Raw genomic sequence first — 22,998 nt, 5'->3', positions numbered from 1 at the left:
GAACAAGAATGCAACTTCATGTTTCCTGTTTGCGTCAGTCGTAATGGTCTTTGGACAAATGGCAGGCAAGGAAGAGATATCTTCCTTGGCCTGCCATTTTGCATATACTTGGAAGTGTGATTTTGCAAGAATGGGCTCCGGATCAAAATGCAATGATTCCTTTACGAAGCAAGCGGTGATAAAATAAAATGATGTGAATCATTTGTGTCAGAGATTGAGAGATCAATGGACAGGAGCGAGAAATGACATTGAAGTTGATTGCTGAACATGAGATTGGATATAACGTTTCGGAACTGGCCCAGGTTCGTGACCGATTCCTGGAGTGGAATGATGAATCCTCCTACACCTTGGCTGAGGATTTAATACGCAAGGGTACAGGCGGTGAGCTTACGCTTGCTTTTTGCGGACATTTTTCTGCAGGGAAGTCAAGCATGATTAATGCACTATGCGGCAAGAAGGTACTGCCGTCGGGTCCGGTACCGACAAGTGCGAACGTGGTCACGATCCGCAGCGGTGAACCGCGGGCGCTGATCCATCGATCTGCTGCGGATTCGGGTGAACCTTTAACAGTCACGATTGACGAACTGGCTGAATATTGCAAGGAAGGCAGGGAGTATTCCGCGATTGAAGTATGGGATGATGTGCCGCTGCTTGGCGAAGCTGGCGTGTTGATGGATACCCCGGGAGTGGACTCAACGGATGACGGACATCGGCTTGCCACGCATTCAGCCCTGCATATGGCGGATATCGTCTTCTATGTGATGGATTACAATCATGTGCAGTCTGAGAGTAATCTGATGTTTGCGAAGAGTTTGTCGGATTGGGGGAAGCCGCTTTACCTGATCGTGAATCAGATCGATAAGCATCGTGATGATGAGCTTACACTGGCTTCTTATCTGAATGACGTAAAAAAAGCCTTCGCTCAGTGGAAAATCACATATAAGGGGTTATTGTGCACATCTCTTAAAGTCCAGGATCATCCCTACAATCAATGGGAAACGCTGAAGTCTTTAATCGGTGAACTGATATCCCATAGGGAGCCCTTGTTACAATATAGTGTATCCTGCTCTATTCGGCATGCTGCCGATCAGCATGTGGAGGCCTATACGCGCAGTCATCAGGAGGAGAAGGAGCGGCTGCTTGAGGAGATGGGCGGCGAAAAAGCGGCTGCTGCGCTGAAGGCGCGCTTACAGGAGCTGGAGGATCAAAAGCTTGCCGAGGAGCTCCTTCCGGAAGTCGTTCGCAGCAAACTCCGCAAAGAAGCGGATACTCTTCTGGCGAATGCTAATCTGACTCCGGCGGATGTCCGCGATTTAAGTTTGTCCTTTTTGGAAAGCCGCAAGAGCGGCTTCAAGGTTGGTTTTCTGTTTTCAGGAGGGAAGACGGAGGAGGAGCGTCGCCGCCGTCTGGAGGCTTTCCATCATCGGTTGAAGGAACAGACAACCGCTCAGATTGACTGGCATTTGCGGACCTTGTTCCGTAAAAGCGTGGAGCAGCATACCGAATGGAGCGCGAATTGGGAGAGTTTGATGGATGCTGAACTCCCGACGGTTCAGGAAGATATGATTACACGCACGGTGAACCCGGAGGCAACGGTGTCCGGTGAATATGTGCTGAACTACAACCGGGAGCTGGCCGAGGAAATCAAGGGCAGCTATCGCCGAGCCGTACTGGCGCTTGCCGACCGGCTCATGGCGGTGTTGACGGACGCTTCAGCCGTCCGTCTGCTGGAGCTGGAGCGCCAGGGCGCGGAGCTCCTGGCGCAGTCCGCGGCTTCCGCCGGCTACGCGGCCCTGCAGCAGGCGGAAGCCGCCCGTGCGGCCGAGCTGGCGCAGCTGCTCCCGCCGCGGACCTCCCTCACCCCCGGCCTCCTGCCGGAGGTGAGGGAGCCGGAAGGGCAGCCCGCACAAGCGGCTGCCCGGGCTGGTGCCCCAGCGGCGCAGCCGGGGCACGGGCGCACAGCGCCCCGCCGCGCCGCTGCGCAGGCGGCGGCCCCGCAGCGGCGCCAGCGGCTGGAGGCCGCGGCAGCAGAGCTGCGCGCTGCCGCCGCGCTGCTGGCGCCGCATCCCGCGCTGGCATCGGCCGCGCGGGATTTAACCGCCCGCGCGGATGCGCTTGCGGGCGGCTCGTTCACCCTGGCGCTGTTCGGAGCGTTCAGCGCCGGGAAGTCCTCCTTCGCCAACGCCCTGCTTGGCGAGTCGGTCCTGCCGGTGTCACCGCATCCGACAACGGCGGCGGTGAACCGGATTGTTGCACCGGCTGAGGGGAATGCCCATGGTACTGCAGCCGTGCGGATGAAGAGCCGCGACATGTGGTGGGACGATCTGTTGTATTCGTTCAGCGTATTGGGATTGGAAGAGCCGAATCCGGGGAATTGGCGGAGCGTAGCGGAGGGACTAACCCCAGGCGGCATTCATCCGGCAGGACTGCCGCATTACGGATTCCTGAAGGCAGCCGCCTCCGGCTGGAATGAGATGGAGACGAAACTGGGTACCACGGAAACAGTAGAACTGGCCGAATACCGCGGCTATGTAGCAGATGAAACCAAGTCCTGTTTTGTCGAAGGGATTGACTTGTATTACAGCTGCCCGCTGACGGAGCAAGGGATCGTACTGGTGGATACGCCCGGAGCCGATTCCCTGCATGCCCGTCATACCGGTGTAACGTTCAATTATATAAAGAATGCGGATGCCATTGTCTATGTCACCTATTACAACCATGCCTTCTCGAAAGCGGACAGACAATTTCTGTCCCAGCTTGGTCGGGTGAAAGACAGTTTTGCCTTGGATAAGATGTTTTTTATCGTCAATGCGGCTGATCTTGCACAATCCGAAGAGGAGCTGGAGGAGGTTGTGAAACATGTTCGCAGCAACCTCACCGCAAGCGGAGTGGGCAGCCCGCATATATTCCCCGTGTCCAGTTTGGCTGCACTGAGCAGCAAGCAGGATGAGGATGAAGACACCTTGGCGGAGTCAGGTTTCCCTGTCTTTGAACAAGCGATCAGCCGATTCGCTGTGGAAGAGCTGCCAAGGCTGTCACAACGTGCGGGTTATGACGAGATAACCTCGGTGCGGAATCGCATCAGCGCTTGGGCGGATATGGCTGCCCAGGATGAAACCACGCGCGAGCGTAAAATCACTGAGCTCAAAGAGGCTCATGTGCAAGCTTTATCTACCCTGGCCGCGTTGGCTGAGCACAACATAACCCGGGAAATATCGCAAGAAAGCAGCGAGCTGCTCTTTCATGTACGGCAGCGGCTGGACTACGCGATGAATCGTTTTTTCCAGGAATCCTTTAACCCTTCCGTACTTCGGGAAGACGCAGGCCATCTGAAAGCGGCATTTGCGGCCTGCGGCCGTGATCTGATGCGGACACTGTCCATTGAGCTGGATCAGGAATTGTGGGCGACAACGCTTCGTCTGGAGCAGGCCGGCCGCACATTAACCGAAGGTGCGGCTGCCAAGGCAGCAGCCGATATGAATGGCATGGCCGAGGGCTTGTCGCTTGGGATTCGGCGGGAATCGGACTGGGAAGCGCCGGCACTTGGAGAAACGGAGCTCCAAATTCAAGGAGATTGGTTATCCTACTGGTCGCTGTTTAAGAACCCGAAGCATTTCTTTGAAGGCAGCGGCAGCTCCAAACTTCGTGAAGCAGCCGAACCGAAGGTAAAGGAAGCGATAGCGGATGTAGTCGCCATGCGTGAAGAACAGCTAACGGATCACTATGTACAGATGGGCGCCCTTTCATTGAAGCATCAGGTATCGGTATTGGAGGAGCAGCTTAATGAATCCATGGCTGCCATCATCAGTTCCCTGCAGGATGGTCAATCCCCGATGATGTGGAGAAAACTGGCTGACGAATTGGATGCATTGTCCGCGACTGTGCAGCATGAGCGGACCTGATCAGGTTAATCGTCTGACTAAGAGTGCATAGCAATTCTTCCGGTTCAATAAAAGTCCCACAAGAATAGCCGTTGTGCTCTTTCGCGGATCTCTGTCTGTTGCGAACCCCAAATTTACATGTTTTCTCTAAAAAGACGTCCCGTATGCCATCTTGGCGGGGCGTCTTTTGTCCTAATTAAATTAGATTTCCAAGATTAGCAGAGGCATGTCAAGGGGATGGGATCGCGTCTTTTTATCCGTTCCAGCGTTCGTCACTAGGATGAAAGCAGGTTAGGATTTTACCCTTTTGTAAGCATGTTCAAAAAAGTCGAAAAGAGTGGATGAAGCCTGATGGTTGTAGGGACTGACAATGTGATTATATCCCCTAGTATTTATGAGAATTCCCGATGATTTAATCATGAAACAAAGATAAGTTATACTATTTGCCGCCTTTAGGTCCTTTTGGCTCATTTATGACGGTTTTCCCTCTTTGCCGCGGGTTCGGGTCGATGATAAACTTCATAAATGCTACATAACCTGAACGAAAATAATCCAAAGGAGGATAAACATGAATGTTCTCAGGCAACTGCAGGGCTTCTTTTGGGAAAAACGAAGTTATCTTTTTCTTTCCATGCTGTGTCTGGCGATTGCAACCGCATTGGGACTCGTCTATCCGCAGCTGTTGAAAGTGCTGATCGACGATGCAATCAAGCTGGAGAATTACGGGATCGTACCGCAGCTCGCACTTACAGTGCTGGGTGTGGTCATCCTTAAAGCCTTCATGCAGTTTTTGCATGGATTCTTTGGAGGGAGGCTGGGTAATTACCTGGCATACTCGCTGCGAAACGCCTGCTATGAAAAACTGCAATTTCTATCATTTCGCTATTATGACACGGCTCGGACCGGGGATTTGATGTCGCGGCTTACGGGGGATCTGGAAGCAATCCGGATGTTTATCGGGTTCGGCTTTGCCCAGCTTCTTAACTTAGTATTGATGGTGACCTTTGGTTCCATCATGATGTTTACCATCAGCTGGCAATTAACGCTGGTTACTTTGGTAGCGATGCCATTCCTGGTTGTGGCAGCCCTGAAGTTCGAATCCAGGATCCATCCGGCGTTCCAGGAAATGCGTCTTGCGCTGAGCTCGCTGACAACCGCGGTTCAGGAGAATATTACGGGCGTTCGAACCGTTAAATCCTTTGCACGCGAACCTCACGAAGTGGAGAAGTTCTCCGAACGGAATGAGCGCTACAAAACCAACCAGATATTTGCCTCTTCACTATGGGCACGCTACTTCCCGATGATGGAGCTGTTTGCGAATATCAGTGTCGTCATTCTGCTTGCAGTCGGCGGTGGCATGGTTATCAAAGGCTCCATGACCGTGGGGGAGCTGGCAGCATTCTTCACCTTGATCTGGTACATAATCGGCCCTTTATGGGGAATTGGCTTCCACATTAACAACTATACGCAGTCCAAGGCTTCCGGAGAACGTGTGCTGGAGCTGCTGAATCAGCCGATTGATGTGGAAGACCGCGAGCGTGCGGTAGACCTGGTGCCAAGCGAAGTGAAGGGACACGTCGTATTTGATAACGTCACCTTCGCTTATGGCAATAAGATGGCTGCCGTGAAAGATATTAATCTGGATGCGCGTCCCGGCTCCGTTATTGGTTTGCTTGGCGGAACGGGCTCTGGCAAATCGACAATCATTCAGCTCTTGATGCATGCCTACAATGTAAATCAAGGCAGCATTAAACTGGACGGAGTCAACATTAATGATATCAAGGTGCGAAGTTTACGGGGTCAGATCGCCACGGTATTCCAGGAGACATTCCTGTTCTCATCCAGTATTCGCAACAATATTTCTTACGGGATGAAAAACGTCAGTATGGAAGAGATCATCCGGGTAGCCAAGCTGGCCAAAGCTCATGAGTTCATCATGGAGATGAAGGACGGCTACGATACGATTGTTGGCGAACGGGGAATGGGACTCTCCGGTGGACAGAAGCAGAGGATCGCAATAGCCCGGGCTCTGCTGAAGGATCCGAAAATTCTGATCCTGGATGATGCGACCAGCGCAGTGGATATGGAAACCGAGCACGAAATTCAATCCGGCTTCCAGGAAGTCATGAACGGCAGAACGACGTTTATTATCGCTCACCGGATTTCCTCTTTACGCCATGCGGATGAAATACTCGTTCTGGATGAGGGAAGTGTTGTGCAGCGCGGCAAGCATAACGATTTGATTGCAGTGCCAGGACCTTATCAGGATGTATATAAAATACAATATGCGGACCTTATCGCCAAGCAAGCTCAATCAGGCGGTACGCAAGGGCAGGTGCAAGCATGAACGCCAATGTAAATACTGAACCGCATCAGAAGCAAAAGATTCCCAGGATGAAGAAAAACTCGGAAGAAACCAATGAGCGTTTTGTATACAAGGACGATGATGCGATTGAAAAACCGTTTAACTGGACACAGCTGACTCGGCTGATCTCGTATATGAAACCTTATGCCAAACAGATTCTCCCGTTGATCGGACTGATGATGGTCATCGGCACCATAACGAAGCTTGCCATTCCGTTCTTAACCAGTTTGGCCATTGACCGGGCTATCGAACCCAAGAACGGGAACCCGAGTCTAACCCTGCTGTATCAGATTACGATAGCCGTTCTGGTGATGTATATCATTCAATGGGTTGCAGGGATATTCCGGATCAAGTTTACGAATATCATCGGTCAGCGAGTGATCTATGACCTGCGAGCAGATCTGTTCCGGCACATTCAGCGTCTGTCCTTTAATTTTTTCGACAAGCGCCCAGCTGGTTCGGTTCTGGTCCGGGTTACGAATGATGTTAACTCCTTGCAGGATTTGTTTACTAACGGGGTTGTCAATCTGATCATCGACTGCGTGCAGCTGGTAGGTATTGTGGTCATTCTTCTGTTAATAAACTGGAAGCTTGGTCTAGCTGTTATTGTTACCGTACCGATCATGTTCTTCATCTCGACCAAACTCCGTGTACGCATTCGGCGTGCATGGCAGGATGTACGGATTCGGAACTCGCGGATTAACTCCCATTTGAATGAATCGATTCAGGGTATCCGCGTGACCCAGGCCTACACGCAGGAAGAAGAGAATATGAAGTTTTTTGATAACATGAATATGGACAGCAAGAAGTCTTGGGATAGAGCATCTGCTATGAACCAGGGCTTTGGGCCGCTCATCGAAATTACCGGTGGCTTCGGCTCATTGATCCTGTTCTGGCTCGGTGCGACCTTGATTCAACAAGGCGAGCTGACCATTGGTTTGTTAATTGCCTTTACTCAATATGTAGGAAACTTCTGGGAGCCGATCAATCGGCTTGGGCAAATGTACAACCAGCTGCTTGTGGCGATGGCCTCCTCTGAGCGTATCTTTGAATTTATTGACGAGAAGCCCAGCATTGATGATGAGCCCGGGGCAAAGAAACTGCCCACGATTAAAGGGGATATCAAGCTGGAGAACGTGGTGTTTGAGTATGAAAAAGGACGCCAGGCCCTTAAAGGCATCGACCTCGATGTGAAGGCAGGTCAGTCGATAGCACTGGTCGGCCATACGGGATCGGGCAAGAGCACCATCATCAATCTGCTTAGCCGTTTCTATGATATAACGGATGGCAAGCTGACGATTGACGGGTATGATATTCAGTCGGTGACGGTTGAAAGCCTTCGAAACCAGATTGGTATCGTGCTGCAGGATACGTTTATATTCTCGGGAACCATTCGGGAGAATATCCGCTTTGGTCGTCTGGATGCCACGAACGAAGAGATTGAGGAAGTCGCCAAGGCTGTCGGCGCTCATGAATTTATCGTTCAGATGCCTGGCGGATATGAAACCGAGGTTGAAGAACGCGGAAACATGCTGTCCATGGGTCAGCGGCAGCTGCTGTCCTTTGCCAGAGCACTGCTTGCCGATCCGCGGATCCTGATTCTCGATGAAGCAACAGCCAGTATCGATACCGAGACGGAACTGAAAATTCAGGGAGCCTTGAAAGTGCTGCTTCAGGGCAGAACCTCCTTCATTGTGGCGCATCGTTTATCAACAATTCGGCATGCCGATCATATCGTTGTGCTTGACCATGGCGAGATCATTGAAGAAGGAAATCACAGCCAGCTTATGCAGAAGCAGGGGACTTACCATGGGTTGATTGAAGCTCAATACCGATTTTTGTAAAAACGGCTTAACAAAGGTTTAACAAAACCGACACAAATGTAAAAAAAATGTCGCTTGATACTTGCAATCTTCTTCATAAACTTACAAAATAGATATAGAGTTTACTCAGAATTCATAGAAGAAGGGAAGCATGAGGGTATAATGAGCATCGAAAGCGTATTATCTGCGCCTGCACTGCTGATTCGAAACTTTGAGAAGAATGATTTGGAAGCTGTCACATCCTTGATGCGAGAACTTAATTATCCGACCACGCTTAATGTTATGCGCGAACGGATGGAAGCGATGAACGACAATCCGTTATACGGCAATCTGATTGCAGAGGTTAATGGCGTTGTTGTTGGTATGATCATGCTTCGTCAAGTCAAATCCTTCACTATGACCGAACCGGTCACTCAAATCACTTCGGTTATTGTAACCTCAAGCTGCCGCGGCCAAGGAATTGGCAAACGACTAATACGCGGTGCAGAGACATGGGGAAGACAGCATGGTAGCCACCTCTTGTTTCTCACAAGCGGCAACCGGGAAGAACTTGCTCCCGCACATGCATTTTATGAACATATTGGATTTGAAAAGGCTGGATACCAGTTTAGCAAAAAACTGTAACCTCGTCTTTTCATTAAACCCATCCCTCCCCGGGATGGGTTTTTTCTTGTTTGGTGACTTAAACTCTTGCGGCATGTATCCGATATAAGATCATATTAATAGTTTCGTTCATAAGACACAGGATTCAATCAGGAACCAGGACTTGAGTGTGACAAAAGCGGATTAATAGGAAGTAGGAATCAAAGGCTTCTTTTCCAACAATTGTAGGATTGCTGAAGGTATCAAATGTGTTACAATGTGTTCGTACCTGATTACAAAAATGTAACTATTGTTTGATCGTCCTACACCTAAGAAGTTCACACCAAAGAATGGACGGTCAGGCAAACTCTACAACTACGAGCATAGGGAGATGAGTATTCATGAATAACCAGTGGATAAAGAAAATCGCGGGTGGAAGTATTGCTGCTGTACTGGCTGTTGGCATTATGCTTCCAACTACGGCGTCTGCCGCACCTGCTGAGAGCAATAATTATTTAAACTGGCAGCAAAAGATTCAAAAATTTCTAGAGAGCCAAGGTTATGAATCACAATTCAAATGCGTAGTTCAGAAGCCGCAAACGGAAAAACCTCAGACAGACAAGCCAGCTGCTGAAACTCCAGAAGCAAGCAAGCCAGAGACAAGCAAGCCAGAGACAAGCAAGCCAGAAGCAAGCAAACCAGAAGCAAGCAAACCAGAAACAAGCAAACCGGAAACGAGCACACCAGAGGCTAGCAAACCGGAAACAAGCAATCCATCTACTACACCGTCCAAGCCTTCCGAGTCGACAGGTACCACGGAGCAATCCAATTTTGCTTCCGAGGTTGTGACGTTGGTGAATAAAGAACGTGCAAATGCAGGTCTGAAGCCGCTGACCGTACATGCAAAACTGACTACGGTAGCCGTTGATAAAGCAAAAGACATGAGTGACAACAATTACTTCAGCCACACGTCCCCGACGCATGGCTCGCCATTTGATATGATGAAAGCTTACGGTATTTCCTTCGGCTATGCTGGAGAGAATATTGCCAAGGGACAGCGCACACCACAAGAAGTGATGAACTCCTGGATGAACAGCCAAGGACACCGTGAGAATATCCTTTCTCCGAATTTCACCATGATCGGTGTAGGATACTACAACGGATACTGGGTTCAAGAATTCATTAGCCAATAAGCAATTAATATCATTTATATGAATCAGGACTGCCCCGAGCACGTCGTCAGACTGCGTCCGGGGCAGTCTTATTTGCGTGTTGCGATTTGCAAATTTTTTATAGAAGTCTTAAGGTAATGTAATGAGGAATTTTGTAGGGGGAATGTCATGAAATCATCTGCATGGATATGGCGTATTACTGCCTCCGTGTCGGTTATTGTAACGATTGTACTCATTCTGGGTTTTGTGTATGCTTTCAAGGATATTAATAATCCGCAAGGCGAGCCTTTGTTATCCGGCGGCGAACCAGAGATATCCGACGAAGAGGCAGCACCGGCGAAACCAGATCAAGGGCCATCCCTTCCTGCACTGCCGAAAGATCTGAAGGTAACAGCCATCGGAGATTCGCTTGCCAAAGGAACAGGTGACAACTCCGGAAGCGGGTTTGTACGTCGAAGCGTCGATCAGATGAACGGTGACGGGCGAACAGCCAAACTTCTGGCTAATCTGGCTATCAACGGAATGACAACCGAGGGGCTCCTGCCGAAGCTGGACGATAAAGGAATACAGTACGCGTTGAAGCAAGCAAACGTCATCATGCTCTCCATCGGCGGCAATGATATTTTTCAGGGGAGCGATTTAATGGAGGAGGCGACCAGCCCCGATGAGCTGGAGCTTGATCCTGCGAAGTTAATGGGGGCATTGCCAATGGCTTCCGAACGTTTGCAGGCGATTTTGGAAAAGATACGTTTGATCAACCCGGAGGCAAGAATTGTCTATGTCGGTTTGTATCATCCCTTTTCCGATTTGGAAGAATTGCTGATACCCGGCAATATCGTTGTTTCTGCATGGAATCAAGCGGCCATGGAAATCGTGAACAGGGATCCCAATATGACGTTGGTCCCGACATTTGATCTGTTCCAGCACAAGCTAGGCGAATATCTGTCGTCGGATCACTTTCATCCGAATGGTGCAGGATATCAGGCTATAGCGGATCGAATTGTGCAGGGAATGCTCTAGTCACAGAGACATGTCATATGGGGAGTTGGAATCGATGAATGAACAAGCGCAAGAAATCGTACTATCCGTCCAGCATGTAAAAAAGAAAATCGGTCGAAAATGGATTATACATGATGTCTCCTTTGACGTCCGTGCAGGAGAAATTTTTGGATTCCTCGGTCCTAACGGGGCTGGAAAGACAACCACAATCCGCATGCTGGTAGATTTGATTAAGCCGTCATCTGGTATGATCAGGGTATGCGGGTATGACGTCAACCGTCAGCAGGAACAGGCGCTGCGTTATATTGGTTCCATTGTAGAGAATCCTGAAATGTATTCCTACATGACGGGATGGGAAAATCTCGAGCATTTTGCACGGATGCAGCCCGGCATCGATCAGCACCGGATTGAGGAAGTTGTAAACACCGTGAGGCTGGACCGAAGGATTCACGACAAGGTGAGCACGTATTCCCTGGGGATGAGGCAGCGCCTGGGGATTGCACAGGCACTGCTTGGCAGGCCCAAACTGCTTATTCTTGATGAGCCTACCAACGGTCTTGATCCGAAGGGGATCAAAGAGATGCGGCAGTTCATCCACCAATTAGCCGCGGAAGGGCTGGCGGTGTTTGTATCGAGTCATCTACTGAGCGAGATTCAGCTTCTGTGCAGCCGTGTGGCGATCATCAGCAGTGGAAGAGTGCTGGCGGTCGGTGAGGTTGACGAATTGATTGCAGGCAATAGTGATCATGTGATCTGGGATCTTAATCCGGCAGTGCAAGGTAAGAGGATTTTGCAAAAACTGGATTATTGTGAGATCGTTAATCATCCGGAGGAAGTGCTTGACGATAATCTGCTGGCAGGCATGTCGCCGGAAGCTGTTGTGACCCGAATCAGCTCGGATAATACGTCAAGGGCAGTGGAACGCTTGGTGTCCGGGGGTGTACAGGTCCGGGAAGTTCACCGGATCAATCCTACGCTGGAGCAGCTGTTCCTGCAAATGACGGAAGGTGAGAGCATTGAGTAGTCTTTTGCCTCTGATCAAGAATGAGTGCATTAAGATCATAAAACGGAAGCGCTTCTATGTTGTCCTGCTTGTTCTGCTTGCTCTTGTTCCCATGTTTACCTATGCCCAGATGAAATCGGCGGAGCGGAGCCAGGAGAAGTTCAACAGTGACTGGCGGCTTGAGCTTCAGCAGCGGATAACGGATAATGAGAACTCACTCAGTAGTGACAGGGTGCCGGATGAGTGGAAAAGATATCGTCTGATTTTTATTCAGCAAATGCAGTATTATTTGCAGCATGATGTGAATCCTAATCAACCAAACGGGGTTACATTCACGCGGGAGTTCCTGAACAATGCGATATCCCTGTTTATCCCGCTGCTCATTATGGCCATTGCATCGGATATTGTATCCGGCGAACGGACGACAGGAACCATCAAGATGCTGCTTACAAGGCCAGTCAAGCGCTGGAAGGTGCTGCTGAGCAAACTGATCGCTCTGATCATGTTTACATCTCTGATTGTATTGTCCACTTATATTATTGCTTATCTGATATCCGGTCTTGCCTTCGGGTACAAGGGATTTGATATACCGGTATTCACTGGCTTCCAGATCGTTGGCTCTGAGGTGGATATGTCAGGAGTTCATGCCGTGCCCCAGTGGAAGTACCTGCTGATGCAGGGCGGTTTGGTGTGGTTCGTTGGCATCTGTATAGGTATGCTTGCTTTTATGGTGTCGGTGCTGGTGCGCAGTACGGCGGCCAGCATCGTGATTATGATGGCGGCTCTGATTGCGGGCAATATATTGATCAATATGGCCTCGGCCTGGAGCAGTGCGAAATATTTGTTCATGGTGAACCTGAATTTGACAAATTATTTGGCAGGCAATTTGCCGCCGATTGAAGGGATGACATTGAATTTTTCCCTTATCGTATTGGCCCTCTGGGCGGCTTGTGCGGTTATTGTTTCATTCAGTGTCTTTACGAGAAGGGATATCTTGAATTAAAATGGACAAAGCATGAAACATTTGTTTGCATTTTTTTAGAGAACAGCGTTCTTCTAAAATATTGAACGAAGAAATACACTCGATACGTGAAATTGAAGGAGGAGCATGAATGGTCGAACAGATCGATATGTTTGCAGAGTCATCAAAGAATGGCGGTAACAGCCGTTCAGGATACGATGCTGACGACATTCAAGTGCTCGAAGGCCTTGTTGCGGTACGCAAACGGCCAGGCATGTACATAGGGAGCACAAGCTCGTCAGGCTTGCATCATCTGGTTTGGGAAATCGTGGACAACGCCGTAGACGAGCATTTGGCCAAGTACTGCTCGAGAATTGAAATTACATTGCATAAGGACGGTTCCGCGACGGTATACGATAATGGGCGCGGAATTCCAACAGGAATGCACAAGACAGGCATACCAACCCCGCAAGTTGTATTTACCATTTTGCATGCCGGGGGTAAGTTCGGAGGCTCTGGGTACAAGAAGTCCGGCGGTCTTCACGGAGTTGGCGCATCGGTTACGAATGCGTTGTCCGAATGGCTGGAAGTTGAAATTTACCGCGAAGGTAAAGTTCATCGCCAGCGCTTCGAATACTGGCAGGATGCTAAAGGGAAAGAGCATGTCGGTGAACCGGTAACCGGGCTTGAAGTGCACGGCAACACCAACAAAACGGGAACGAAGATTACGTTTAAACCGGATGCGCGTGTATTTACTACAGGCACGCATTTGAATTACGACACGCTTGCAGAGCGCTTGCAGGAAATCGCCTTCCTGAATTCAGGACTTCGCATTGTATTAAAAGATGAGCGAAGCGGAAATGGGGAAGAATTTTTCTATGAAGGCGGCGCAAGCCAGTTCGTACAGTTTTTGAATGAAGGCAAGGATGTACTGCACGATGTGATTCATTTCTACGCGGAGAAGGATGACATCGAGGTCGAAATCGCCCTTCAATATAATGCCGGTTATACGGAGACGCTGGCCTCATTCGTAAACTCTATCCCGACCCGCGGCGGCGGTACACATGAGACGGGTTTTAAGACGGCTTATACGCGCGTGATGAATGATTATGCCCGCAAGAACAATCTCCTGAAGGAGAAGGATAAGAATCTTGAAGGAAACGATCTGCGCGAAGGCATGATGACGGTCATCAGCGTCAAGATGGCTGAGGTTGAATTCGTCGGTCAGACGAAGGATCAGCTGGGAAGCGCCTCTGCCCGCAGCACCGTGGACAGCATAGTCACCGAGAAGATGCAGATTTTCCTTGAAGAGAATCCTCAGGTTGCCCAGACGCTGCTGAAGAAAGCCATTCAGGCGTCTAAAGCCCGGGAAGCGGCTCGTAAAGCACGCGATGAAATGCGCAGCGGCAAGAAACGCAGTGAAAGCTCGAACCTTGGCGGCAAGCTGACTCCAGCGCAATCGAAGGATTTTTCAAGAACCGAATTGTTTATTGTGGAAGGGGACTCCGCAGGAGGCTCTGCCAAGCAAGGACGGGATTCGAAAATCCAGGCCATTCTGCCTCTTAAAGGGAAACCGATGAATCCGGAGAAGTCGAAGCTTGCCGATATCTTGAAGAATGATGAATATCGTGCGATTGTCTCTGCGATTGGTGCGGGGATCGGCACGGAATTTACGGCTGGGGACAGCAATTATTCGAAGATTATTATCATGACCGATGCGGATACGGACGGCGCTCACATTCAAGTGCTGCTGCTCACGTTCTTCTACAGGTACATGAAACCGCTGATTGATGAAGGCCGTGTCTATCTTGCGCAGCCTCCATTATATAAAATCGCCAGCAAATCCGGGAAACTGGAAACGATTCGTTATGCCTGGACAGAAGGGCAGCTGGCTAATTACCTGAAGGAATTCAAGAATTATGAGCTGCAGCGTTATAAAGGGCTGGGTGAGATGAACCCGGAACAACTGTGGGAAACAACGATGAACCCGGAATCACGGACCTTGCTGCAGGTGCAGATCGATGACGCTGCCAAGGCGGAGCGTCGCGTGTCAACGCTGATGGGCGATAAGGTGGACCCTCGCAAGCGCTGGATTGTAGAAAATGTAAACTTCGCGGAGTTTGAGGAATAGAAGGTGAATGAATGAGTTTATCGGAGCAATTTTTACCGGCTTATCTGGAAGAGGTTGTAGGTGATCGATTCGGCAGGTATTCCAAGTATATTATTCAGGATCGGGCAATCCCGGACGTTCGTGACGGCCTGAAACCCGTTCAGCGGCGAATTCTGTACGCCATGTACGATTCGGGTAACACACCGGATAAACCATATCGTAAATCGGCGAAAACGGTCGGAGATGTGATGGGTAATTATCACCCTCACGGGGATTCATCGATCTATGAAGGCATGGTCCGTATGGCCCAGCCTTGGAAGATGGGGCATGTGCTGGTGGACGGTCACGGAAACTGGGGTTCCCAGGATGATGATCCGGCTGCAGCGATGCGTTATACCGAAGCAAGGCTGTCATCCATTGCGATGGAGCTGCTGCGGGATATCGAGAAGCGGACCGTGCTGTTCAAGGACAATTTTGATAATACGGCCAAGGAGCCGGTTGTGCTGCCTTCACGGTATCCGAACCTGCTCGTTAACGGGGCAAGCGGGATTTCCGCAGGCTTTGCCACTGAAATTCCGCCTCACAATTTGCGGGAAGTGATTGATGCTTGTATTGCCGTCATGCAAAAGCCAGAGATTGAGCTGGCTGAAATTATGACCTTTATCAAAGGTCCGGATTTCCCGACCAGCGGCATCATTATGGGCGGCGAAGGCATTCTGGATGCTTATCGCACAGGTAAAGGCCGCGTCTATCTGCGGTCGAAGACGGACATTGAATCGCTTCGCGGCGGCAAGCAGCAGATTGTGATCACGGAAATTCCTTATCAGGTCGTTAAATCGAGGCTTGTCACCGCCATGGAGAATATTCGGCTTGAGAAAAAAGTCGAGGGCATTGCCGAGGTGCGGGATGAGAGCGGCCGCGAAGGGCTGCGCATCGTCGTTGAGCTGAAGAAGGATGCTGACGCAAACGGAATTCTTGCTTATTTGTTGAAGAAAACCGATCTGCAGATCACATACAATTTCAATATGGTTGCCATCGTGAATAAAACCCCTCAGCAGTTGGGGCTCAAAGCGATGCTTACTGCTTATATCGAGCACCAGCGTGAAGTTGTCACCAATCGCACGCAGTTTGAGCTGGAGAAAGCGGAGGACCGGGCGCACGTATTGGAAGGTCTGGTTAAGGCCCTCAACATTCTGGACGAGGTTATTGCGGCGATTAAAGCCTCCAAAAACCGTCAGGATGCACAGAACAACCTGCAATGGATGTTCGGTTTCACGGAGCGTCAGGCCGATTCCATTCTGACTTTGCAATTATACCGCCTTACCAACCTTGAAATTCATTCCCTGCAAAAAGAACTGGACGAGCTGACGAAAAAAATCGAGGGTTTGCGTGCGATTCTGGACAGCGACAAAAAGCTGATTGCTGTCATTCGCAAGGAACTGCTCGAAATCCGTGAGAAGTACGGCATCGAACGGCGTTCGGTCATTCAGGAAGAAGTGGAAGAGATCAAGGTTAATCTTGAGGTGCTGGTTAATGCCGAAGATGTGCTCGTAACGTTGTCGAACGAAGGTTACATCAAGCGCACCAGCATGTTATCTTTTACGCGCAGCGGCGGTGAGCTGGGAAGCTCCGGCGTGAAGGATGGCGATTACATCACCCGTCTGTTTGAAGTCAACACACTGGAGAACTTGCTCATCTTTACAAGCCGGGGGCAATACTTCTTACTGCCGGTCCACCAGATTCCGGAGTACAAATGGAAAGATGCCGGCACCGCCATAGTCAATGTGATCCAAGTGCCAAAAGAGGATAACATCGTATCCGTCATACCGGTATCAAACTTTGAAGATCCAGGCAAATCGCTGGTATTTGTAAGCCGCAAAGGCCAAGTGAAGCGCACCGAGCTCAAGGATTATGCCACGAAGCGGGCTGGTGCGGTCGCTGCTGCCAAGGTTGCAGCGGATGACAGCATTATCCAGGTTGTCATGAGTGATGGCCATAAAGATATTGTGCTGATCTCCAAAGAAGGAATGAGCATCCGATTCAATGAACAGGAAGTCAATGCGATGGGACGCGTGTCCGGTGGGGTTCGGGGTATCCAGCTCCGTGACGGAGACGAGGTTGTTGCAGCTTTATGGGTGGAGAACGACGAGGGTGAGATTCTGACGATCACCGATCTGGGTTATGGCAAGCGCAGTCTGCTGCTGGATTACCAGGCTCAAAGCCGTGGCGGCAAAGGGATGGCTACGTTTGAGTTCAAGGAAGGCAAGCGGGTGAAGCCTAACGGCAGTGCCATTGCCGGGGCATTCTACTGCCGGGAACCTCTGCAGATTATGGCTTACAGCGAAGATGGACAAGCCTATCCGATTCATACGGAGCAGGTTCCGATCGCAGAACGTAAATCGATTGGCAAGCTTCTTGCCGATGTTGGCAAAAAAGGACAGATTGTGGATTTGGTCAATCTGCCCATTACGGAGACAGGCAAAGAAAGTTGAACATAGATTATCTAATCAGCATAATCCTGAGAGTGTAAGATGGACAATAAGCACCTTCGATGATATTTTGTCGAGGTGCTTTTGTTATATTCTGCGTTTGCGAAAGGGGACATTTTACATTTATACTATTTGACATATGTCTGGCATTGTCGAAGTTGAGTGAACCTTGAAATACGCCGTCATATAAGGGATATCAGGTTTTGTCGCTTGATTGGAAATTATATTTTTTAACGAAAAAAGAAGGATATTGCGAGGTCTCCCGCGAAAAGTTAATCCTATAAACTAATATGAAAAGCATGACTTCGGTGGAATTCTATCGTTTCGAGTTTGACCACAACACGCTTGTGATGATCGATCTTGACAGACATAACGGAAAGGACGGGATAATATGCATACTGCCGAATTTGCCAAAGTGTGGTCCAAGCTGGCCAAGGATTATAAACTCCATATGGAAGCCGGATTAGCACCTACATTGACGGAGCCACAACTGATGGTGCTGGAGGTGCTTGCAGAGCAGAAGCGGATGAAACCATCCGATTTCATTCCATACTTGGCAACAAGTCCGGCTGCTGTGACGATGCTGCTGGACCGGATGGAGAAGAACGGATTGATCAAACGAGAGCGGGACGTGCATGACAGACGGATCGTGTGGGTTACGATATCCTATAAAGGTCGCGAGGAATATACGCGGGGGCTGCAGGTAAGGGAAGAGTATCTTTCCCAAATTCTGAACCGCATATCATCCCATAATCAACAACTGCTTGTCTATCTGTTAGGAAAAATCAACACAGCACCACAGGAAGTTTTGGTAGAAGCATAGAGTGAAAAGCCCCTGAGCGAGACTACACCTTGCAGCTCACGCGTGGGGCCAGCCAAGTTTAGCCCTAGCAAACCATCCTGGTGCCGGAAATTTCATGCGGTATTTGCTTGCAAGGAGAGACGTTGCCCTATTCTTCGGCATGCTGTAAGCAATGTAAAGGAATAACATATTACTTTCATTTCCATAATCGTTAAGTAAGACAAAAAAACGAAATCCATTAGGAAGGATTTCGTTTTTTTGTGATTTTATCGGTAAGCTTGTAATGCCAGCTCCAGTTTATCCAGGGAGAATGAGGTCCAGGGATACACGGGAGGCGGCATCGAGTGTATGGAAATGTCCTCTTTGGTAACGGGGTGAGGAAATCCAACCAGCACAGACCATAACGCAATTTGCTGACCCGCTTTATTCACCTTGCTGCCATATTTCTGATCCCCGAACAATGGATGCCCCGCATGGTTAAGCTGGACACGGATCTGATGTGGTCTGCCCGTGTGTAGCTCGATCAGGACAAGACTGAAGCCTTCCGAGGTTTGGAGCACCGTATAGTCCAGAATGGCTTCCTTCGCCCCGTCAGTGCCTTCTGAAGTCACATGGACGGTATTGGTCTTTGCATCCTTATACAGCATATCCACGAGTCGGCCGGAAGGCTTCGAAGGAATGCCGTGAACGACCGCTACATATTGCTTGCGGAAGCTGCGGCTCCGAACTGCTTCGGATAATCGGGAAGCGGCTTTGGAGGTCTTGGCAAATACCATTGCCCCTCCAACGGGACGGTCAAGTCGATGCACCAGACCCAAAAATACGTTGCCGGGTTTATTAAAGCGCTCCTTGATGTCCTGCTTTAGTATGGTCAGCATGTCGGGATCTCCGGTAGCATCCTCCTGAGAAGGGACATTCACCGGTTTAGCCACGCCTAACACATGATTATCCTCGAACAGAATCGGTACGACCGGGTACACTGCGGATTCCCGTCTGCTCATCGATTTAGGACTCCCATCGACCCAGGATGCCGCAAGGCAGGTTCATGCCGGTTCGAGTGATCGGTAATCCGATCTCGCCTGCACTGATCGTACCGCCGTACTTCGGTTTCATGGTCATGGTCAGCATGTTGTTCAATACCGTAGGGGAAATGCCGGTCGTATAGGAGTTAATCAGCATAAACAGCGGATTATCGGATACGATGTTCATGCAGCTTTCCAGGAACGGGTACAAACTCTGTTCAAGCTTCCACGTTTCCCCGCTAGGTCCGCGGCCATAGGAAGGAGGGTCCATAATAATCGCATCGTATTTATTCCCCCGACGCTCTTCCCGCTGTACGAATTTAAACACATCATCCGTAATATAACGGATAGGGCGATCGGCAAGGCCAGATAATGCAGCATTCTCCTTAGCCCATTGGACCATGCCTTTTGCAGCATCGACATGAACCACCTGTGCGCCTGCAGACGCTGCAGCAACCGTAGCACCTCCGGTGTAAGCGAACAGGTTCAGTACGCTTATCGGCCGACCTGCCGCTGCGATCTTGTCCATCATCCAGCGCCAGTTGGCAGCCTGCTCCGGGAACAGACCAGTATGTTTAAAATTGGTGGGTCGAATATGAAATTTCAATTGGTCGTACGAGATGGTCCACCGATCCGGCAGCTGCTTTTTCATATCCCACTGACCGCCGCCGGACGAACTGCGGTGATAGTGTCCGTGAACACTGCGCCATTCTCCGTCTTCTTGCTCAATCGGCCATATAATCTGCGGGTCCGGGCGTCTGAGAATGACATCTCCCCAGCGCTCGAGCTTTTCCCCGCCCCCGGTATCGATAACCTCGTAATCTTGCCAATCCTGAGCTACATACATGTTGAAAACCATCCTTCAAATAGTCATTTAGACTATATTGTACAACATATTTGAAGATGAATGCCACCAAGGATTAGGCGGATCGCTCTAACCGATTCGCATGATGTGGTCTTTGGAGTAGAGCTTAGCCCAGTTCTTCAAATGCTGGATGGAACCGGAACTCTCCATGCAGGCTGTGGAGTGCCCCTTCCTGAAGCTCAGCAACCATGAAAACTTCGTCCGAAACGGTAAACTGGGTCATCTCCATCCCGTAGTTCCTGGCCTGTACAAAACCGTACCTAGGATAGTACGACGGATGGCCGAACAGAAAGACAAGGGGATAGCCAAGCGACCGACACCGCCGTTTACCTTCTTCGATGAGTTTGCCGCCAATTCCTTGACGTTGAAATTCCGGAAGCACAGCCAGCGGCGCCAGTGCGGCGACAGAATGGGCATGACCTCCCTCCCAAAGCGCGGCCTGGCTAAACATAATGTGCCCCGTAATCTTCCCGTTTTCTTCCGCAACGATGGACAGCTCCTGCTGAAAGGAATTATCGGCACGCAGCCGTTGTACCAGAATGGCTTCTTCCTGTCCCGGAAAAGCACGGGTGAGAAGGGTGTGTACCTTCTCGTAATCTGCTCCAGTTTCAGTCCGAATGTTCATAGATATCTCTCCTTAAAACATAAAATGGGTTATCGTTTCCGATGATCCGATGCGACACCGACTCTAAAATTTTGAACATCGTGCGCACGGCTCCCTGTGCGCACGATGCGTGGTTCGGGGTATGCTTCTGATGGCTGGTTGGCCATAACAAAGTGCGAGTCACTCGGGCTTCTTTTCAATCTCAAGTCCTTCAATGTGTTTGCGTTTCATTATGCTGCGTTTCTTCCGATTCTCTTTACTCTCAAATACGATGTCAAGATCATAATCGTCCGGATACAGATCCTCTGCTGCAATGTAAGGCTTCAGGCGTTTATGGTTAATCCTCATTCTGTCCTTCTGTATCAAGACGCCTACATTACCCCTTGCATCTATAGTTTCATACACGGTACCGCTTCGTTTCAAATAAGGTACATAGACTCGATCTCCGAGATGGAAGGGAGAGGAAGAGGAGGCTTCGTCCTCACTCGCCTTGACGTCCGTTAACTCGTTCGGCTTGACTGGGGGAAGGACAGGGAGTTCCGGTGAGCTCGATTCCTCCAAGCCTACGGGATCCCTGCTTTCTCGATGTACAACGGCTGTATAGCCGCTGGAAATTCCCGCTTCCGTGATTTCGCGTGATCTGGCGATAATGGCTTCAGGAATGCCCAGCTTGGCTGCGATGACAAAGGCATAGCTGTGGCCGGCTTCCCCGATCCGGAGGCGATAGAGCGGCTCCAGCGTCTCGGCATCGAATTCCATTCGTGCGTTCTCAAAGCCTGGCGTACGTTCCGCAAAATTTTTGATTTCGGTAAAATGGGTGGTAACCACAACGGTAGCCTGACGTTTATGCAGTTCCTCCAGGATGGCAATGGATAAGCCTACACCTTCTCCCGGGTCCGTCCCGGATGCCATTTCATCCAGCAGCACGAGCGTTGAGCGGCCAGCCGTCTGCAAAATGTCGCGGATGTTGCGAATGTGTGCAGAGAAGGTGCTGAGGGCATGCTCCAGGCTCTGCCCATCTCCGATATCCACGGAAACCTCGTCAAAGACGGCACAGTGGCTGTCTTCCGCTACAGGTACCAGCAGACCGGATTGAACCATCACCGTAATGAGTCCAACCGTCTTGATCGCCGAGGTTTTACCGCCCGTATTAGGACCTGTGATGATCAGTGTTTTGTAACGGTTCCCAATGGTGAAGTCCAGCGGCACCATGGAAGAGCCGATCAGCGGGTGAACGGCCGATTTCAGGTGGATAAACCCTTCCTGGTTCAAATGGACATTGCGTCCGCCTATGGAAATGGCATATTTGCCCCTTGCGATAATGTAGTCATAGATCCCGACCGTATCCGCGTTGGTTCTCAGTTCGAATTGATACTGCTCGGTGAGTGCGGTCAAATCACTCAGAACCTTGGTTTCTTCCCGTGCCTCGTCCGAATGAAGAAGGTTCAACTCCACTTGGAGTCCCTGCAGGTCAGATGGTTCAATGAATACCGTCTGCCCGCTTGCCGATTCGTCCAGAATCGATCCGTTCACGAGTTTGCGATGCTCCTTCTTGATAGGCAGCACATAACGTCCTCCTCGCTTGCTGATGACACTCTCCTGCATGATCGCTTTATAACGGCTCAGAAGGCTGTCGAGCTTCCGCTTGATCCGTTCCTCGGTTACGATTATTTTCTTGCGGATTTTAGCCAGATCTTTGCTGGCCTGGTCCACGACGCGGCCACCGTGAATGCTGCGTTCAATTTCGGACAGCAGCGGCCGCAGCTCATGCATGGAGGAGGCGTAGGAGCTTATCGTCGGTGCGATGCCGCTCTTGGCATTCATATATTGAATGAGCTGCCGGCAGCTTCTCAGATACTGGACCATATTCCCGAAATCTCGTTCAGACAGCACATATCCTGTGCCGAGCAGATCTAAAATCATCTCGACTCCTTCCAGTGATGGAATGGGTACGCTCGCTCCGGTATGGAGCAGAATTCTTGCTTCCTCGGTTTCATTCAATTTATGGCGGATGGCTTTCATTTGGGTGAGCGGCGCCATTTTCCGTATATACTCGATACCCAGGTATGAAACGGCAAAGCGTTCGAGATCGGTGCGAATATTCTCATATTCTAATTTGTTTAATGCAAATGGATTCATGGTTTTCGGTTCTCCTTTTTCTGGAAATGAGTGTCATGCAACGCAAAAAAGGGCGGAAAGTGAACTACTAAGGTTCACTTTCCGCCCATAGGCCGTTATTCTGATGGGTACGGTGTGATGGGATAGCTCCAAATAACCCCTGATGTAGCAGAGGGGAGACCCAAAAAATCCGCGCTGAACT

General features: G+C 50.1%; 15 protein-coding genes. 11 read left to right on the top strand and 4 right to left on the bottom strand.

The annotated features are described in order from the left end of the window. The first annotated feature begins 242 nt into the window (after nt 1-242). From WDY75_RS19575 to WDY75_RS19525, 11 genes are all read left to right on the top strand, one after another. On the top strand, nt 243-3,902 hold the full coding sequence (locus tag WDY75_RS19575; protein ID WP_063479208.1) for a dynamin family protein: 3,660 nt from the start codon (nt 243-245) through the stop codon (nt 3,900-3,902). A gap of 547 nt (nt 3,903-4,449) precedes the next feature. Continuing rightward, entirely contained in the window at nt 4,450-6,228 is a 1,779-nt protein-coding gene (locus WDY75_RS19570) for an ABC transporter ATP-binding protein (protein ID WP_036636952.1), read from the top strand. After that, complete coding sequence (locus WDY75_RS19565) at nt 6,225-8,090, top strand: ABC transporter ATP-binding protein (RefSeq protein ID WP_063479209.1); 1,866 nt, start codon at nt 6,225-6,227, stop codon at nt 8,088-8,090. Before WDY75_RS19570 ends, WDY75_RS19565 begins: the two co-directional genes overlap by 4 nt. 141 nt (nt 8,091-8,231) lie before the next feature. Then, on the top strand, nt 8,232-8,693 hold the full coding sequence (locus WDY75_RS19560; protein WP_006209567.1) for a GNAT family N-acetyltransferase: 462 nt from the start codon (nt 8,232-8,234) through the stop codon (nt 8,691-8,693). A 359-nt stretch (nt 8,694-9,052) separates the two neighbouring features. Then, on the top strand, nt 9,053-9,844 hold the full coding sequence (locus WDY75_RS19555) for a CAP domain-containing protein (protein WP_063479210.1): 792 nt from the start codon (nt 9,053-9,055) through the stop codon (nt 9,842-9,844). A gap of 147 nt (nt 9,845-9,991) precedes the next feature. Further along, the gene (locus WDY75_RS19550) at nt 9,992-10,843 is read left to right on the top strand and encodes a GDSL-type esterase/lipase family protein (RefSeq protein WP_036636958.1); all 852 of its coding nucleotides are present in this window, start codon (nt 9,992-9,994) and stop codon (nt 10,841-10,843) included. A gap of 34 nt (nt 10,844-10,877) precedes the next feature. Next, nucleotides 10,878-11,846 (top strand): ABC transporter ATP-binding protein, encoded by a 969-nt coding sequence (locus tag WDY75_RS19545; RefSeq protein WP_006209570.1) that lies wholly within the window; start codon nt 10,878-10,880, stop codon nt 11,844-11,846. Next, on the top strand, nt 11,839-12,828 hold the full coding sequence (locus WDY75_RS19540; RefSeq protein ID WP_063479211.1) for an ABC transporter permease: 990 nt from the start codon (nt 11,839-11,841) through the stop codon (nt 12,826-12,828). Before WDY75_RS19545 ends, WDY75_RS19540 begins: the two co-directional genes overlap by 8 nt. A gap of 109 nt (nt 12,829-12,937) precedes the next feature. Next, nucleotides 12,938-14,917, top strand: coding sequence for a DNA topoisomerase IV subunit B (gene parE / locus WDY75_RS19535; RefSeq protein ID WP_006209572.1), 1,980 nt, complete (start codon nt 12,938-12,940; stop codon nt 14,915-14,917). A gap of 11 nt (nt 14,918-14,928) precedes the next feature. Next, complete coding sequence (gyrA, locus tag WDY75_RS19530) at nt 14,929-17,388, top strand: DNA gyrase subunit A (protein ID WP_006209573.1); 2,460 nt, start codon at nt 14,929-14,931, stop codon at nt 17,386-17,388. A gap of 388 nt (nt 17,389-17,776) precedes the next feature. Then, nucleotides 17,777-18,208 (top strand): MarR family winged helix-turn-helix transcriptional regulator, encoded by a 432-nt coding sequence (locus WDY75_RS19525; RefSeq protein ID WP_006209574.1) that lies wholly within the window; start codon nt 17,777-17,779, stop codon nt 18,206-18,208. A gap of 245 nt (nt 18,209-18,453) precedes the next feature. Here the strand turns inward: WDY75_RS19525 and WDY75_RS19520 are convergent, their stop codons facing one another. From WDY75_RS19520 to WDY75_RS19505, 4 genes are all read right to left on the bottom strand, one after another. Further along, a complete protein-coding gene (locus tag WDY75_RS19520) occupies nt 18,454-19,188 on the bottom strand; it encodes an RluA family pseudouridine synthase (RefSeq protein WP_006209575.1) in 735 nt (244 codons plus the stop codon). Nucleotides 19,189-19,192: 4 nt separating this feature from the next. Next, nucleotides 19,193-20,056 carry a class I SAM-dependent methyltransferase gene (locus WDY75_RS19515; RefSeq protein WP_063479212.1) on the bottom strand — a complete coding sequence of 288 codons (864 nt, stop codon included), beginning with the start codon at nt 20,054-20,056 and terminating at the stop codon, nt 19,193-19,195. 124 nt (nt 20,057-20,180) lie between these two features. Then, nucleotides 20,181-20,699: a GNAT family N-acetyltransferase gene (locus WDY75_RS19510; protein WP_006209578.1), complete on the bottom strand. Its 519-nt coding sequence runs from the start codon at nt 20,697-20,699 to the stop codon at nt 20,181-20,183. Nucleotides 20,700-20,858: 159 nt separating this feature from the next. After that, nucleotides 20,859-22,817 (bottom strand): endonuclease MutS2, encoded by a 1,959-nt coding sequence (locus WDY75_RS19505; protein WP_063479213.1) that lies wholly within the window; start codon nt 22,815-22,817, stop codon nt 20,859-20,861. Nucleotides 22,818-22,998 lie beyond the last annotated feature (181 nt).

This window comes from Paenibacillus glucanolyticus (genome assembly GCF_037333485.1).
In the GTDB taxonomy this organism is placed as follows: Bacteria; Bacillota; Bacilli; order Paenibacillales; family Paenibacillaceae; genus Paenibacillus_AQ; species Paenibacillus_AQ glucanolyticus.
The sequence above is the reverse complement of the archived record's forward strand: the minus strand, read 5'-3'. Positions and strand labels throughout refer to the sequence as shown.

Excerpts from the sequence above, each read along its gene's own strand:
- WDY75_RS19575 (WP_063479208.1), top strand. The coding sequence starts at position 243 with ATGACATTGAAGTTGATTGCTGAACATGAGATTGGATATAACGTTTCG.
- WDY75_RS19570 (WP_036636952.1), top strand. The coding sequence starts at position 4,450 with ATGAATGTTCTCAGGCAACTGCAGGGCTTCTTTTGGGAAAAACGAAGT.
- WDY75_RS19565 (WP_063479209.1), top strand. The coding sequence starts at position 6,225 with ATGAACGCCAATGTAAATACTGAACCGCATCAGAAGCAAAAGATTCCC.
- WDY75_RS19560 (WP_006209567.1), top strand. The coding sequence starts at position 8,232 with ATGAGCATCGAAAGCGTATTATCTGCGCCTGCACTGCTGATTCGAAAC.
- WDY75_RS19555 (WP_063479210.1), top strand. The coding sequence starts at position 9,053 with ATGAATAACCAGTGGATAAAGAAAATCGCGGGTGGAAGTATTGCTGCT.
- WDY75_RS19550 (WP_036636958.1), top strand. The coding sequence starts at position 9,992 with ATGAAATCATCTGCATGGATATGGCGTATTACTGCCTCCGTGTCGGTT.
- WDY75_RS19545 (WP_006209570.1), top strand. The coding sequence starts at position 10,878 with ATGAATGAACAAGCGCAAGAAATCGTACTATCCGTCCAGCATGTAAAA.
- parE (WP_006209572.1), top strand. The coding sequence starts at position 12,938 with ATGGTCGAACAGATCGATATGTTTGCAGAGTCATCAAAGAATGGCGGT.
- gyrA (WP_006209573.1), top strand. The coding sequence starts at position 14,929 with ATGAGTTTATCGGAGCAATTTTTACCGGCTTATCTGGAAGAGGTTGTA.
- WDY75_RS19525 (WP_006209574.1), top strand. The coding sequence starts at position 17,777 with ATGCATACTGCCGAATTTGCCAAAGTGTGGTCCAAGCTGGCCAAGGAT.
- WDY75_RS19520 (WP_006209575.1), bottom strand. The coding sequence starts at position 19,188 with ATGAGCAGACGGGAATCCGCAGTGTACCCGGTCGTACCGATTCTGTTC.
- WDY75_RS19515 (WP_063479212.1), bottom strand. The coding sequence starts at position 20,056 with ATGTATGTAGCTCAGGATTGGCAAGATTACGAGGTTATCGATACCGGG.
- WDY75_RS19510 (WP_006209578.1), bottom strand. The coding sequence starts at position 20,699 with ATGAACATTCGGACTGAAACTGGAGCAGATTACGAGAAGGTACACACC.
- WDY75_RS19505 (WP_063479213.1), bottom strand. The coding sequence starts at position 22,817 with ATGAATCCATTTGCATTAAACAAATTAGAATATGAGAATATTCGCACC.